This is a genomic window from Paenibacillus taichungensis (assembly GCF_047302525.1).
Classification (GTDB): domain Bacteria; phylum Bacillota; class Bacilli; order Paenibacillales; family Paenibacillaceae; genus Paenibacillus; species Paenibacillus taichungensis_B.
In genome coordinates, this window is the sequence record NZ_CP168020.1 from 5,741,930 (window position 1) to 5,756,194 (window position 14,265).

Below are 14,265 nucleotides of genomic sequence, written 5' to 3' on the forward strand. Positions count from 1 at the left end.
AGATACACATCGAAGTCCTATTTTATATTGAAACCCCTTACATATCTATACTGAATTTCAAATGAGTCACTATTCGGTATACGTTTTTAACAAGTTAATAAATCAACATCCGCCTTGAAATGTTGTTCTATAGCCCGCCCGCTTCCATTGCTATAATTCAGTTGCTCCACTATTTGCAGAGGCTGACTGGCCTCATTATGCAGAGGCTGGACGATATAAAGGAGGGACCTGATGGCTATGGAACAACCACTAACGACCAATACGCCGGTGCGGCAGGCAACACACAATCCACGCAAACGTACCCGCTGGAATTTCAAACGCAATTGGCCGCTGCATCTGATGCTGCTGCCTTCGGTACTGCTCACATTGCTGTTCGCCTATGTGCCTATGGGCGGCATTATTATTGCGTTTCAGGATTTCAAACCATGGCTGGGATTCACCGGCTCCAAATGGGTAGGATGGGATAACTTCCGATTCATGTTCGAATATCCGGACAGTGTTCAGGTCATCTGGAACACGGTGCTGATTGCTGCCATGAAAATTGTGGCTGGACTCGTGGCCCCGGTTGTGTTTGCCATTTTGCTGAATGAAGTACGGAACTCCACGTTCAAAAGGTTCTCACAGACGCTGGTATACCTTCCCCACTTCTTGTCTTGGGTTGTACTGGGCGGCATCCTGCTGGACATGCTTTCCCCCGAAGGCGGACTGATTAACCAGGTTCTGGCGGCCGTTGGCATTGAACCGATCTTCTTTCTGGGAGATGGCGACTGGTTCCGTGTAACCGTGGTCATCAGTGATGTATGGAAGGAATTCGGATTTGGTACCATTGTCTTTCTTGCAGCCCTTGCGGGCATTAACCCTGCTCTGTACGAAGCTTCCGAAGTTGACGGGGCAACACGACTTAAACAGACCCTACACATTACGCTGCCTGCACTCGTGCCGATGATTATTGTGGTGGGAACACTATCACTGGGGAATATTCTTAATGCCGGATTTGACCAGATTTTCAACCTGTACAATCCACTTGTATATGATAAAGGCGATATTATTGACACGTTTGTTTACCGGATGGGTATTTTGAATGGCAAAATGAGCTTTGCGACTGCGGTTGGTTTGTTTAAATCCTTTGTTGCTATGTTCCTCGTTATTACTGCCTACCGGATGGCTTACAAAATCGCCAATTACCGCATTTTCTAAGGAGGAATTAAGGTGTATCACAAAACGACCGGATACCGTATATTTAACGGCTTCAACCTGTTCTTCATCGCGGCCGTCTCGCTGCTGTGTGTGCTGCCGCTTATCCACATTCTGGCGGTTTCCTTCAGCGGTAAAGCGGCAGCTTCCGCCAATCTGGTAACGCTCTGGCCGATTGATTTTACAGTAGATGCCTATACCAAAACGTTTGGTAATAGTAACTTTCTCAGCGCGCTCTGGATCTCAGTGCAACGTACCGTGTTCGGTACGCTGCTTAGTATGGTGCTGGTCACCCTGACGGCATATCCTTTATCCAAGGAAAGTCTGAATTTCAAGGGACGTTCACTGTATGCTTGGTTTTTCATCTTCACGATGCTGTTCAGCGGCGGACTGATCCCGTCCTATATCCTGATTCAGAAGCTGGGACTGATCAACACCCTGTGGGCTCTGATTTTGCCGGGCGCTGTGGCGGTCTGGAACCTGATTCTCATGATGAACTTCTTCCGCAACGTACCCAAAGAACTCGAAGAAGCGGCTTTCATCGATGGCGCCAACCATATCACCACATTGTTCCGTATCTATCTGCCTGTGTCCATGCCGGCCATTGCAACGATCTCTCTATTCACGATGGTGGGGCAATGGAATTCCTGGTTCGACGGGTTGATCTATATGAATGACGCAGCCAAATATCCGCTCGCTACATTGATGCAAACGATTATTGTACAGCAGGATTTCTCCAATATGAATGTCGATGCGACGCAGCTTCAAAACATGTCGCAGCGTACGGTTAACGCAGCCCAGATCTTTATTGGGGCACTGCCAATCCTGCTCGTATATCCATTCTTGCAGCGTTTCTTTGTAAAAGGAATTGTGCTTGGGGCTGTAAAAGAATAGGGTTCGTATACTGAATGCATTCGCATCATTTTATCCCGAGGTTTATAACGCGCTGTTATTTACTTCGGGATGACTTTCCGCGAATGGCGTTGTTATATTGATTAATTAGTTCATCCAGAACCATCGATTGACGAATGACCTCCGGATGCCACAGTTCTTTATGAGAATTTGCAATCTGGTAGAGCCTCTGTCGTGCCTTTTCGATACATTCCTGAATGGTTTCCGGATTATGCACCATACTCCCGCCCCCTGTTGTCCTTCAATATCCTCCATCCAAAAAAGACCATCTATTATAATATTCGGAACAAAGGGAGCTGCACATTACCCCAAAATCGAATTTATGTATATTTTTTCTTGTACAGGTTGAAATAAGGATAAGCTATGGACTCAGATGTGGCGAAATACGAAAAAATACCGGATAGGCTTATCAGCCTTATCCGGTATTTTGTTATACCTTAATTTATTGTTCGCAGAACCCTAAACAACATTACCTTATGAAATATGCTGAAGTTAGTTAGTCACTCATAGTCTGCAAAAAAAACATCATTCAAAATGGTCTTTGCTTTCTTCAAATTACGGGAATCCAACTTGTTGAGCATAGACATGATTTCGTTCATTTCCTCGATCAATGACGAAGAACTATTGGCCTTAAATGCTTCTGAATCCTTGCTTGTAGGCGCCTCTCTTCGGACGGGTTCACTGGCCCCCTCCTCTGTTTCCGAATGAATCCATGATGTATGCAACGTCTTTTGGAGGGTGTTGACGAGAAACTGTAACTCATCCACGTTATACCGTTGCAAGAAATGATGAACCCCAAGATCAATCTGATGATGCAGGCCCTGATGCAAACGATAAATCTCTTTTCCAAGCGATGTAGTACGGAACAGAACTTCTTTTTTGTTATCCGGAAGTGACTCGGTTACGATGATGTTTTGAGACACGAGTCTTCTCGTGATTTTGGAGACCGTCCCTTTGGAGAAGCCGAATTGCTTTGAAATGTTTATGCCGTTTACTGGCTCGAGTGTACCAATAGCATCCAGCACATGCAGCATCGTAACCGTCATTTCTTTGATTAGCTCTTCAACAGCCGGATTAGGACTATTTTGGATCAGCCACTGTTTTTCTTCGTCATCTTCTGATTGGAATCTGATCTGTATATCTTTCACTGCTTCCAATACTTCTTGAATTAAGTGATCTCTATTTTGATTTTCCGATGGGTTGATCATTCAATTTTCCTCCAACGATTGTTAGCTTCATACCAGTATATCAGGGTATGTCCGACAATTAAAGTTTCCTGGAAACAATATTGACAATAGAGAGGGATTAACCTATTATTGTTTCATAAGAAATTAAAAAGTTTCTAGAGAAACAATAAACAAAGCATGATATCTAATCCATTGCGATATGGGTGATCAGGAGGAGATTCAACTGACCCAACATTACGATATTGACGTACTCATCGCTGGAGCTGGCCCGACTGGCTCCGCTCTTGCAGTCGACCTGCTACGACGCGGCCTTCGTGTCCGACTCGTTGACAAAGCCCCTCACGCCTTTCAAGGCTCCCGTGCCAAGGGAGTTCAACCAAGAACCCAGGAGGTATTGGAGGACTTCGGCGTGCTGGAAGAGGCTCAGTCAGAGGGAAGTTCTTACCCGCTTGCCGGTTTTCATATTGGACCGTTAACTGTGCCTTGGCGCATGCAGCAGCAAAATAAACCAACAGCCAACGATCCGTATCCAAACATTCTCCTGTTGGCGCAACACCGAACGGATACCATCTTACACCGCCTGCTCAAACGTCTCGGCTTAATCATTGAATTTAACAACGGGTTGGAGCAATTCGAACAGGATGCCGATGGAGTGACGGTGACTCTCTCTTCCGGGGAGAAGGTTCGCAGCAGATATCTCGTCGGAGCAGATGGAGGTTCGAGCATCGTTCGCAAAGGGGCAGGTATTCGGTTTATCGGAGAGACTACCGACTCTGACCGTACGCTCATCATTGACGGGTCGATTGACAAACTGTCTCGCAATAGGTGGCATATGTGGCCACGCACACGTGGCACGTTTGTCGGAGCCTGCCCGCTGCCTCACTCCGATCAGTTCCAAGTCATGATCAGGTTGGCACCGGATGAAAAGCCTAACCTAGACGAAGCCGCACTGGCCGCTCAATTCCACAAACTTACAGGTTTGCGTCTCTACAACATTACCTGGAGTTCGGTGTTTCGTCCCAACGTTCGACTGGCTGAGCACTATCGCTCGGGTCGTGTCTTCATTGCAGGCGATGCTGCTCATGTCCATACCCCGGCCGGTGCACAGGGTCTCAACACGGGTATACAGGACGCCTATAACCTCGGCTGGAAAATAGGGCAGGTCACTGCTGGTGCACCTGATAGTCTGCTTGACAGCTACGAGGCTGAGCGTCAACCGATTGCCGCTCGTGTCCTCAGCAAATCCAGCGAGCTTTACGCAAGTCTAGACAAGAATCGCCTGGCTAGCCTCAAGCGCGGAGACGAAGAGCGACAGCTTAGACTTTCGTACCATGGTGGGCCGCTCGCATCTAGTGAAGAATCGGCCACGAAGACCCTTCATGTAGGTGACCGGGCGCCAGATGCTCCCTGCAACGGACCCGGTGGGGAACGGCGTCTGTTCGACATCTATCAGGGGCCTCACTTTACTTTGCTTGCCTTTGGCCCTAATGCTGCCAAGATACTTCCCAAGTTGAACTGGCCAACCAGCGGTGCCGAATTACACTGCTACGTCGTTGGTACCGCACACAAATCTGATCAGAACGTCCTCCATGACTCCAGCGGCAAACTGACCCATATCTATGGCATCACCAGCGACACGCTGGTCATGATACGGCCAGATGGTTATATCGGGAGCATCATCACGACCGATTGGCAGGCAACCTTCGACAACGTAGCCAGAATGTTGGCCCCCGCGCTCCATCGGAGCCAATTCGAATTGAAGCTCATGCGAGAAAATGAATGCTGATGCAGCTAATGTATGAGGGTCGTCATTACGGCCATATATGTGGCTAAACAAAACGCAAATAAGACCGGAAATGACCACACGCAGGGGCCATTTCCGGTCTTATTAGTCTGTACTCTTTCCATTTTGAACTATGTGCACTGTTCCATTCATCTTAATCCGATATCCTCAAAACGATTGCCAATCGTCTCTGGGAAGGCCTGCTTAACGGCATCGATGGCACGTTGTTCCGTTTCCCCTGCTTGCTCAATCAGATGGATCACCCTTAGCACATGCCCCGGTTCCTTCGCATCCCACGCTGTTGAATCCTCTACCTTCTCCATCATCTGAGCATATAGGTCTGCGAGTAACGCGTACTCCTGCACAACATGATTCATCTGATTAGACAAATGCCCAAGCTCTGCAACATAGGAGGCCATATCCTTTCTTGATTGGGCATAATAGCGCAAAACAATGGCAGCTTGATCGGTTTCATATGTCCCAGATTGCAGGGCAGAAGCAATGGCTGCATAAGCAGCGGGTCCACAGGCGTAATCCTGAGGAGGTAGCATATAATCATGGGTTTCCCATTTGTATACGGCCTGAATTAATGATTCCTTACATACTTCCCATATGTCTACGGTTGTATGGGATTCAAGCACCTGATAGTACCAGTATGGTGTACTGTTCCGACCAAAAGAATCATAGGGCAGATGAACGACCTCAGTTCCTTCAGTTTCACAGATAAATAGCACCTGCTCCCCATCATCATATCCAGTGCAAATGACAAACTGATCATGCCACAGAATGGCCCCTACACCCCGGTCAATGGAAGCTTTAATATCCAACAGGGCCCACTTCTGATAGAGCGGAAAGGTCGGCTCGAACGAAAATCCCCCGTGTTGTCCGGTCGTGACGCCAATGAAGTCAGCAGCTACAAAGTTCTCGGCCATCCAGTTGTACGCTGAGATTGATTCTGTCGTTAGACGCCGATCCACTACTAATCGAAACACACTTGCGGTCATACCCGCAATCATGTGACGTGGCAAATCCGTCCACTGTTTATGCACCAGAATCCGATACATCGCATCTATATAGGAGCACGTTCCGTTCCATGATATGTGTTCACGTGCAGAATTCCTGCTCTGTGGAAAATGAATTAAATCCAGCAATATTTTGCTCTCCATCCTCTACTCCTCCCTTCTACCTTGCCGAGTGCGCTCCCCACCGTGGCACAGTGGACCGTTTGCGATCAGGGTACTTTAGGGATATCAAACGAAAATAATCAACAGCCTGCTCTTCCAGTGCTCTCGCTTCCAATAATGCCTGTGCCAGTTTCTCTGTGGCATCTGCCTGTATAATCCATCTGTTATGTTCCTGAATCATGCATCCCTTCATCTGTATAATCAATGCTCCAAGCTGTTCATAGCATGCATAGGCTTGGTCCAGTTCGGTCCATATCCCCCGCGCATCCTGCAAATACATCTGAATTTCAGTTCGGGACTGGCAATAGGATTCCAAAATATACGCAGCACCTGATTCATCGTAATCTCCACTCCGAAGGGCATGCACCCACACATCATACGCCAGTCTGCCCGAAGCGATATTCCGATCAGGCAGTAGACGATAAGGGATATCCCAATCCTCAATCGCCAATCTCAATGATTCCAACAGCATCTCTTGTTCGGGGATATGCACCTGGTCACCAAAGACCTGACAATACCAAAACCCGGTGAAGTTTAATCCGAAATTGTCATACAGCAAGATCTGTGGTTCCTTGCTCCAGCCATCTTGCACATAAAAGATGCGATCACCGTCATCATACCCTTGAATGACACCAAATTCCGGAATCCAGTAGATCACCCCGATGCCTCCATCCAAACTGCGTTTTACCCCACTCACCGCATCCCGCTGGTAATACCCGAATGTGGGATGACGTGTCCGTCCCCCATCCCAGATCGTGAATATCCCCAAGTTATCGATTCCAGGGCGATGGGATTCTCCCCATTGACCATAGGCTGTAACCGACATGGGCAGTAGTCTGCGATGCACCGATAGTTTGAATGCCATACCCGTATATCCAGCTATCCCATACTTGGAACCCTGAAACAGACCCGCATGGGTCAATACAGCGTGTAGGCTATCCACATACGATTTGGACTCCCGCTTCATGATCAGGTTTTCTAACACAACTTCAGTCAAAAAAAATCTCCTCTCCATGGTTGTTCTAATTCACGTTTGCCTTGCGCTGTACGGCGAGCCTGTCGATTATTCCTTCAGCACTTTGCTGAAGCTTTCGTCTAAGCCACGTTGGAGACAACAGTTCTTCCCACTCACTAATGAACAAATGCTGTAGGAAAGCATCCGTATCATAAAATTCAATCCAATGAACCTGATCTTGCTTCTCCCGAATCCGATATCCTTGCCACAGCTCTGTTTGCTGCACTTCTTTCAGTCTTATTTCAGCGACAAACGGTTTACGGACAGGTAGCGCCTCTTCCCATGCACCCAGCAACCCGTCTGTCTGACACTGAAACGTCTCGTTCGTAATCTGCACATGAATCATGCCCTCCAGCCGGATGGCCGTTTGCTGTAAAGGGTCCGTTTCGTAACCAACCACATAATCGGCGTTGAACTGGGACAGCATCTTCAATGGACACCAGGTAAATTGCCGTTCTCCGGCATGGTCTCTGTAATGGATATGTACTTTGCGGGATTCGGCAATCGCATGAGACAAAATCTCAAAGAACTGAAGCTGCTGCGGATCTGCTTTAAACACAGGAAGCTGACTGCTTCCCGTCTGCTGTTCCTCGAGCGTAAAACGCTCCAGCAAATGTGCCACACGCTTCACCGCATCCGACTGATCATAATTGTAATGCCGATAACGATGTGCCAGATACTTAAGCACCCGCTGTTCTTCTTCCGTCATATATAAATGGGGCAGCCGGTAAGTCTGATCCTCGTAACAATACCCTCGATATTTTGCTATATACACCAGGGGGGCACGTAGAGAAATAGCCATATATTCAATATCGCGTTGGGCCTGGCGCCGGGATATTTCAAATTCACGTGCAAGCCAGCTGCTGTTCGGAAAACGTCCACTCCGAATCTGCTCGTCAAACCAGTGAATACGATGCATATTGCTCATTTCCCCGCCCCCTGGCTCATTTCGTATTTAGTAATTGTATTATACCAAAAGACATGGCCCGTTCCGAAGAACAGGCCTGTTATGTTATACGGTTACCTTGTCCACTCTGGACTGCACAGCTTTGGAGCATTTCTTGCATACTTTCAGACTCGTACCATCTGTTTTCGATTGCGAATACAACAATTTAATCCGGGTGCTGCTGCACACCGGGCATGTTCCTCTTCCTCGGGATGGTAGATTCCACAGGACGCGTCCTCTTTTTGTTTTTGCCAACGTTTGTGAACCTCTTTTCGATATGGTTTGTGTGTTCACCGTTATTATAGAGGGCATGGTACGACATAGAATGTCGCAGCAGTATGGAATATACCAAACATAAAAAAATGTCCCCTCTTCAACTTGAAGAAAGGACATTTTTTAGGAATCATGTATTTCAGACTGAGCTGCCGCTTGTAACAAAGGCTGCAACAGACCAGGAAAACGCACTTCCAGATCCTCGGATCTTAGCGTCAGGAAATGCTGTGTACCTTGTACTCTTACCCGAATGACTCCGGCTTCCCGCAGGGTCCGAACATGGTGTGACATCGTAGATTTTACAACAGGTACACGAAAATGACTGCATGGCTGCTCACCATTTCTGGCTGCTTCGGTTACGATCCCAAGACGGATCGGATCACTTAATGCGTACAATACGGAAGAAAGTTCGATATCCTGCACTTGAGGATGGTGCAAAATTTTCATCATTGTAGTCTCCTTTTTTTTCAGACTATCCATTGTATTTTAGCATAGTTCCATGATATATTTCTAATGTTCGATACCAATCGAACTTACAAACATATTTCGTTTATGTATCCCTGCTGTCAGGCATGGGATTCACTCTATACCACATTTTGCAAATGTTACACACCGTTTCTGAAATGTTGCGAAATACACATCAATCTAGGAGGTTTTTATGAACAACACCGCAACTGCATCATCTGGGGAACGGACAGCAGGAATACAGGAAGGGTTAATCGTAAGTCTACTTGGCTTCACGGTTGTGCTTGTCGTTATGAATACGATGATGTTCAATCTGGCCCTACCCAAAATTGCAGCTGAATTTATGCTCTCATCTGTCTCTTCTTCCTGGATTGTCACCGGTTATTCCATCGTTTTTGCTATTTCCTCGATCACGTTCTCACGTCTATCGGATTTTATTCCGATTCGCACGCTGTTTACGACCGGTCTTACACTGCTTGGTGCGGCATCCGTTCTTGGTTTCTTCAGTAACCATTTTATCCTTCTGCTCATTGCACGTCTGATTCAGGCTGCGGGTGCAGCTTCTGTACCAGGGCTAGCTATTGTTCTTATTACTCGTTACATTCCAAGTGACCGCCGGGGTAAATCCATGGCTGTTGTCATGTCTGCCAGCTCACTGGGTCTCGGACTCGGACCTGTGATCGGCGGCAGTATTACACAGTTTCTCGGATGGCATGATCTGTTTATCGTTACCGGACTAACCTTGTTTCTGATCCCTGTATTTCTCAAATTGCTTCCAAGTGAGATGCCGCAAAAGGGGTCATTCGACTTGCTCGGCGCGCTGTTACTGGCGATTGGAACAACCGGTGTCCTGCTATTCCTGACTTCACGTGAATGGGTAACCCTCGTTATTGGTGCGGCTGCACTGGTCCTGTTCTGGCTACGAATTCGCCGTGCGGCTGATCCCTTTGTGCAACCGGCTCTGTTCAAAAACAAAAAATATATGATGCTCAGCTCACTGGGGATTGTCTCGTATATTAACAACTTCTCGACGCTGTTCCTGCTACCGCAAATTTTGGCACATCTGTACGGCCTGACTCCTGCCCAGTCCGGGCTTGTCATCTTCCCGGGTGCAATCGTGTCCATGCTGTTATCCAATCGGATTGGCCGCATGATTGACCGGCACGGCAATACACAACTGCTCAAGTTCGCACCATGGTTGCTGCTCGCTGCTGCCGGATTGTTTGCTCTATTTGCAGACGACAGCATCTATGCCATTATGGCCGTATACATTCTGCTTAGCGTAGGCTTCTCTGCACTGACAACAAGTGTATCTAATGAATTGTCGGGCAATCTGACGATGGATCAGGTTGGTGCTGGTATGGGACTGTTCCAGCTTAGCCAGTTCTTCAGCGGAGCATTTAGTGTTGCCGTAACTGGTGTGGCATTGACAGCCATGCAGCAATTACCATTAGCCTCGGCGTACACCAATATTTTCTGGGGTATGACTGTGGTTGCTCTGGCATCCATTATTTTCTCCCAGGTGTATCTGAGAATGCAGTCACGGAAGAAAACCGTCGTTTCACACTAAGCAGGTTATAAAGGATCTTACTTATAATAGATTCTTCATATAAGAAAGCCAGGGATTGGACCGATAGGGTCTGATCTCTAGCTTTTTTGTTTGTTATTAGACTATAAGATATCAATACGTATTACTTTATCTCTGTTATTCTTATATTATAACCAGATCGTATATATATTTTGAAAATGATAAAACCAAGGGGATGTCTTTCGCACATGAAGCTTCAACAGTTTAGTTCACTATTTCGTATCCCTACATACCGGCTGTTTCTCATTTGTATGTTATTGCAAGGCATGGCTATTTCAATCAGCGCTCCTTTTCTGGCGGTCTATTTTACAACTCGCCTCGAAGTATCCATCGCTACATTTGGATTATTCACTGCCGTAACTCTTATGGCGGGTGTGTTGTTCAGTTCCTGGATCGCCAGACGATCGGATCAACCCGGGGCTCGTAAAAAAATTCTGGTGACCGCCATGATTTGCAATGCTCTTGCTTTTGCCGGGTATCTGTGGATTCACGACTTCACTTTATTATTCATCTATATGACGGTGCTGACTGCGCTCGGATCTCCCGCCATGCCACAATTGTTCGCAGCTGCAAGAGAAGCGGTCAATACCGCAACGGACGTCGATCATGCTGTGGCCAATTCAACCCTGCGCTCCGCCTTTTCACTGGGGTTTATCACGGGGCCCTTACTCGGAACTTTACTGATTGCGTATATTGGATACACCGGTATTTTCAGTTCAACGTGTTTTATTTTTTTGATCAATGCGTTATTATTTTTCTTTCTGTTAAAAAAAGCTCCCGAGCCTCCTACCCTCCGTGCATCTACAGGTGGCATACACATGAAATTGCATCAGGATGCAAGAATCTATATGCCTTTTCTCATTACTACACTCCTGTATATGGCACATTGGATGAATAATCTGAATGCATCACTGTTCATTATTCACCATCTTGGCGGGGGAACCCGGGAAGTTGGCTGGATCTCCAGTCTATGCGCAGGGCTCGAGATTCCCATTATGCTAGGCTTGGGTCTGCTCGCCTCTAAGTATCCCAACCGCTCACTCATGTTATGGGGCTCCCTGATGGGTGCCGCTTATTATGTAATAGTTTTGTTCTCCACGGAACTGTGGCACTTACTGGCCGGACAACTATTGCTCGCATTCTTTGTCGCCGTCATCTCTGCTATCGGGATCAGTTACATGCAGGATCTGCTTCCTTCCATGCCCGGCTATGCGTCAACACTCTATTCCAATGCCTCCACGTTGGGAAGATTATTTGGTAGTCTGGTAGGGGGATGGACAGCTGGAGCGTGGGGGTATCGAAATTCCTATTGGGTATGTCTGCTGCTCGTTCTGCTTTCGTTAGGTATGCTTATTGTCACACAACAATTTTCAAAAGAAAAACGTCAGACCCTTTCACTCTAAGCAGATCCTCGGATGCAAGCCTGAGTGAACGTAAAAGCTTGAACAAAACAAAGCCCCAAGGACGCAGCTATAGCGCTCCTGGGGCTTTGGTTATTATCGTTTTAATATTCTTTATATGAATACAAACATTATTCAAACAGATCCAGACGAAGACGCTTCAGGCTGGTATGCTGGATGAGCCATTGACCATCAATTTTGACAAACGTCTCATGGTAATGTCCAAATCCGTGAAAGGATTTATTGTCATTACCTTCAGGGAACGTAACCCAATCTTCCATTGGAGAGATTACTTTGGCTTCATTCTCGGCTACAAATTCAACTTCCGCGCTATGTACATGATGCACAGTTACGGCAACATGCACCAAATCTCGGAATACTTGAACAATGGTGTCGCGACCTGTTAATACCGGGATTGGATTGCCTTCTGTACTGAAATCAGCTACGGCATCCAGAGCGAACACTTCACCTAATGTATCCCACTGCTTCGTATCAATATAACGGCAATAGCGAGCTTTGGTATTCCGAATGTTTTCCAGTGCAAGCAGTTGTTCCAGTCCTGTGATAGTTGATTGGCTCATGTGTTGTCCCTCCAGAAATCTAAGATGTAAGCAAATATGTATTAATAAATTTCTTCCTTATTGTACCATTCCGCTCATATTAGGTACAATGGCATATTATACGTTTGTATACTATCATTCGCCCCATCTTGAACACTCCCGATGTTGAGGGTATACATTGCATTGTTCAATGGGGTCCGGGTTACGCATCTGCTCAATCGTCAGACCACGAGCATCATTTCCTCTCCTCTTGTCTTCCAGAGTCATCTGAAACTTATAACTTCGACCCACATCCGAGTACAGCAAAAAATCCTTCCAATTCCCTTAAGCGGGAGAGGAAGGATTTTAAATTCGCCCTTCATCGGGCGCTGCGTTTAGGATCATCTGCACCTCCGATTCAGGTTATACGGAATGTGCAGCTTTCATTTGGGCAGCCAGCTCAGACATTTTTTTATTGTTCAAATAGCTCTCCATCTCTTCTTCCGCACGGACCATCACCTGCTGAATCAGGCAGCCTTCGTTATGATCCTGCGAGCATTCGAACAGGGAAGCCTGTCCTTCAATGGCATGGATAATCTCCAGAAATGAAGGGTCCGGATTCTTCCGGCTAAGCCGATAACCACCATTGGCACCAGAAGTCGATTCGATCATACCGGCTTTGACCAGCTTGGTCAATATTTTAGACAAATAGGTTGGAGATACTTTTTGCATCTCAGCTAATTGATGTACACTGACCAGTTGTTCCGGTTCGGTCGCAACCAGGAAAAGCATGGTGTGCAGGGCATAGTTTGTAGCTTTCGAATATTTCATGAGGGCACCTCATTATATACGGATTTAATTTATCTATAATAGACTTGATTGAACGCTCTGTCAAACGTCGAAGATTTCCACAGAATCAAACAAACGGACATCATTACATTTAACTGTGGTAAAGCCCGCGATAATCCGTTGGAGTCATGCCCTCATGGGCTAAGAATTGGCGGTTAAAATAACTGGCATTGGGATACCCCGCCTCCTCTGCGATCTGTCCAATGTTGGCCGTTGGCCGTTCCAGCAGCCACTGCTTCGCCATCTGCAACCGCGAACGGGTTATAAATTCCATCGGTGTCATCTCCACGGCACTCTTAAACATTTTGCAAAAGTAATACGAACTCACACCCGCCATATCCGCCCAATCCTGCAACAAAAACGGTTGGCATGCCTCCTGCTGCATCTGTGGAAGCAGTCCAAGGATACGACTCTCAGCCTTGCTTGTGCGTGTGCTTTTCAGTGGAACAGCATGCTGCACGAACTCGGCCAGCACAGCGTAGGTCAGGGTAGATAGTTGGGCAGGACGCAGCATCCGGTTCTGCTCAGCTTCGTTCAGTAGGGCCATATGTGCTTCTTCCCATGGAGCCTGCTGCCGCAGCGTCCACAAGAGATTGCGGTGCAACCCCCGCTCAATCATATAATCATGCAGCCGTTCACCGTAAAAATGAACCCATCGTACATCCCATGGATCATCTTCGCTGCTGTAGTAATGTTGCCGCTGCAGTGGGAAATACAGTACAGCCTGACCCGCACGAAGCTCATGCACTACTCCCTCCACTTCCACGTACCCCTTGCCCGCAGCAACGTAGTGAATATTGAAGTTATTAAGTGCGCCAGCCTCACGTAATACGGTGTGCTCAGGGTGGTCAACATAAAGTCCAACAGATTCTGGATAACAAAAATATGGAATATCCTGCAAGGTTAGCAGTACAGTCTGTCTCATCATGG

The 14,265-nt window shown here is 47.0% G+C and carries 15 protein-coding genes; 5 read left to right on the plus strand and 10 right to left on the minus strand.

The genetic code is table 11. The features are described 5' to 3' along the window. Nucleotides 1-237: 237 nt before the first annotated feature. Together ACDJ58_RS25990 and ACDJ58_RS25995 are read left to right on the plus strand one after the other, a co-directional pair. Nucleotides 238-1,197: an ABC transporter permease gene (locus tag ACDJ58_RS25990; protein ID WP_024631474.1), complete on the plus strand. Its 960-nt coding sequence runs from the start codon at nucleotides 238-240 to the stop codon at nucleotides 1,195-1,197. A gap of 12 nt (nucleotides 1,198-1,209) precedes the next feature. Next, on the plus strand, nucleotides 1,210-2,088 hold the full coding sequence (locus ACDJ58_RS25995) for an ABC transporter permease subunit (RefSeq protein ID WP_163761596.1): 879 nt from the start codon (nucleotides 1,210-1,212) through the stop codon (nucleotides 2,086-2,088). A gap of 55 nt (nucleotides 2,089-2,143) precedes the next feature. On the opposite strand, the gene ACDJ58_RS26000 is transcribed toward ACDJ58_RS25995, so the two are convergent. Both ACDJ58_RS26000 and ACDJ58_RS26005 read right to left on the minus strand, forming a co-directional pair. Beyond that, entirely contained in the window at nucleotides 2,144-2,326 is a 183-nt protein-coding gene (locus ACDJ58_RS26000) for an aspartyl-phosphate phosphatase Spo0E family protein (RefSeq protein WP_163761597.1), read from the minus strand. A 280-nt stretch (nucleotides 2,327-2,606) separates the two neighbouring features. Then, nucleotides 2,607-3,314, minus strand: a complete 708-nt coding sequence (locus ACDJ58_RS26005) for a MarR family transcriptional regulator (RefSeq protein ID WP_413373725.1) — start codon at nucleotides 3,312-3,314, stop codon at nucleotides 2,607-2,609. Between the two features lie 178 nt (nucleotides 3,315-3,492). Here ACDJ58_RS26005 and ACDJ58_RS26010 point away from each other — a divergent pair, with 178 nt between their 5' ends. Then, nucleotides 3,493-5,079, plus strand: a complete 1,587-nt coding sequence (locus tag ACDJ58_RS26010; RefSeq protein ID WP_413373726.1) for an FAD-dependent monooxygenase — start codon at nucleotides 3,493-3,495, stop codon at nucleotides 5,077-5,079. 146 nt (nucleotides 5,080-5,225) lie between these two features. Here the strand turns inward: ACDJ58_RS26010 and ACDJ58_RS26015 are convergent, their stop codons facing one another. The 5 genes from ACDJ58_RS26015 to ACDJ58_RS26035 form a co-directional block, all read right to left on the minus strand. Continuing rightward, a complete protein-coding gene (locus tag ACDJ58_RS26015) occupies nucleotides 5,226-6,242 on the minus strand; it encodes a hypothetical protein (RefSeq protein WP_413373728.1) in 1,017 nt (338 codons plus the stop codon). 16 nt (nucleotides 6,243-6,258) lie between these two features. After that, nucleotides 6,259-7,257, minus strand: a complete 999-nt coding sequence (locus ACDJ58_RS26020; RefSeq protein WP_413373730.1) for a hypothetical protein — start codon at nucleotides 7,255-7,257, stop codon at nucleotides 6,259-6,261. 25 nt (nucleotides 7,258-7,282) lie between these two features. Beyond that, on the minus strand, nucleotides 7,283-8,203 hold the full coding sequence (locus ACDJ58_RS26025; protein ID WP_413373732.1) for a helix-turn-helix transcriptional regulator: 921 nt from the start codon (nucleotides 8,201-8,203) through the stop codon (nucleotides 7,283-7,285). 84 nt (nucleotides 8,204-8,287) lie between these two features. Continuing rightward, nucleotides 8,288-8,476, minus strand: a complete 189-nt coding sequence (locus tag ACDJ58_RS26030; protein ID WP_413373734.1) for a hypothetical protein — start codon at nucleotides 8,474-8,476, stop codon at nucleotides 8,288-8,290. Nucleotides 8,477-8,617: 141 nt separating this feature from the next. Then, nucleotides 8,618-8,941, minus strand: a complete 324-nt coding sequence (locus ACDJ58_RS26035) for an ArsR/SmtB family transcription factor (protein WP_063567079.1) — start codon at nucleotides 8,939-8,941, stop codon at nucleotides 8,618-8,620. 211 nt (nucleotides 8,942-9,152) lie between these two features. Between ACDJ58_RS26035 and ACDJ58_RS26040 the strand changes: the two genes are divergently transcribed. Continuing rightward, nucleotides 9,153-10,529, plus strand: coding sequence for an MFS transporter (locus ACDJ58_RS26040; RefSeq protein ID WP_413030579.1), 1,377 nt, complete (start codon nucleotides 9,153-9,155; stop codon nucleotides 10,527-10,529). A gap of 206 nt (nucleotides 10,530-10,735) precedes the next feature. Beyond that, entirely contained in the window at nucleotides 10,736-11,950 is a 1,215-nt protein-coding gene (locus ACDJ58_RS26045) for a sugar efflux transporter (RefSeq protein WP_413030581.1), read from the plus strand. 128 nt (nucleotides 11,951-12,078) lie between these two features. Here the strand turns inward: ACDJ58_RS26045 and ACDJ58_RS26050 are convergent, their stop codons facing one another. The 3 genes from ACDJ58_RS26050 to ACDJ58_RS26060 all read right to left on the minus strand — a co-directional run bounded on the left by ACDJ58_RS26050 (nucleotide 12,079) and on the right by ACDJ58_RS26060 (nucleotide 14,263). Further along, a complete protein-coding gene (locus tag ACDJ58_RS26050) occupies nucleotides 12,079-12,528 on the minus strand; it encodes a nuclear transport factor 2 family protein (protein WP_413373735.1) in 450 nt (149 codons plus the stop codon). A gap of 381 nt (nucleotides 12,529-12,909) precedes the next feature. Beyond that, complete coding sequence (locus ACDJ58_RS26055; protein WP_063567075.1) at nucleotides 12,910-13,317, minus strand: Rrf2 family transcriptional regulator; 408 nt, start codon at nucleotides 13,315-13,317, stop codon at nucleotides 12,910-12,912. Nucleotides 13,318-13,426: 109 nt separating this feature from the next. Next, nucleotides 13,427-14,263: an AraC family transcriptional regulator gene (locus ACDJ58_RS26060; RefSeq protein WP_072735596.1), complete on the minus strand. Its 837-nt coding sequence runs from the start codon at nucleotides 14,261-14,263 to the stop codon at nucleotides 13,427-13,429. Between the last annotated feature and the right edge of the window lie 2 nt (nucleotides 14,264-14,265).

Bases quoted from the DNA above. Each gene is read 5' to 3' on its own strand.
- ACDJ58_RS26000 (WP_163761597.1), bottom strand. From the start codon at position 2,326: ATGGTGCATAATCCGGAAACCATTCAGGAATGTATCGAAAAGGCACGA.
- ACDJ58_RS26045 (WP_413030581.1), top strand. From the start codon at position 10,736: ATGAAGCTTCAACAGTTTAGTTCACTATTTCGTATCCCTACATACCGG.
- ACDJ58_RS25990 (WP_024631474.1), top strand. From the start codon at position 238: ATGGAACAACCACTAACGACCAATACGCCGGTGCGGCAGGCAACACAC.
- ACDJ58_RS26015 (WP_413373728.1), bottom strand. From the start codon at position 6,242: ATGGAGAGCAAAATATTGCTGGATTTAATTCATTTTCCACAGAGCAGG.
- ACDJ58_RS26005 (WP_413373725.1), bottom strand. From the start codon at position 3,314: ATGATCAACCCATCGGAAAATCAAAATAGAGATCACTTAATTCAAGAA.
- ACDJ58_RS26025 (WP_413373732.1), bottom strand. From the start codon at position 8,203: ATGAGCAATATGCATCGTATTCACTGGTTTGACGAGCAGATTCGGAGT.
- ACDJ58_RS26050 (WP_413373735.1), bottom strand. From the start codon at position 12,528: ATGAGCCAATCAACTATCACAGGACTGGAACAACTGCTTGCACTGGAA.
- ACDJ58_RS26055 (WP_063567075.1), bottom strand. From the start codon at position 13,317: ATGAAATATTCGAAAGCTACAAACTATGCCCTGCACACCATGCTTTTC.
- ACDJ58_RS26010 (WP_413373726.1), top strand. From the start codon at position 3,493: ATGGGTGATCAGGAGGAGATTCAACTGACCCAACATTACGATATTGAC.
- ACDJ58_RS26060 (WP_072735596.1), bottom strand. From the start codon at position 14,263: ATGATGAGACAGACTGTACTGCTAACCTTGCAGGATATTCCATATTTT.
- ACDJ58_RS26040 (WP_413030579.1), top strand. From the start codon at position 9,153: ATGAACAACACCGCAACTGCATCATCTGGGGAACGGACAGCAGGAATA.
- ACDJ58_RS26035 (WP_063567079.1), bottom strand. From the start codon at position 8,941: ATGAAAATTTTGCACCATCCTCAAGTGCAGGATATCGAACTTTCTTCC.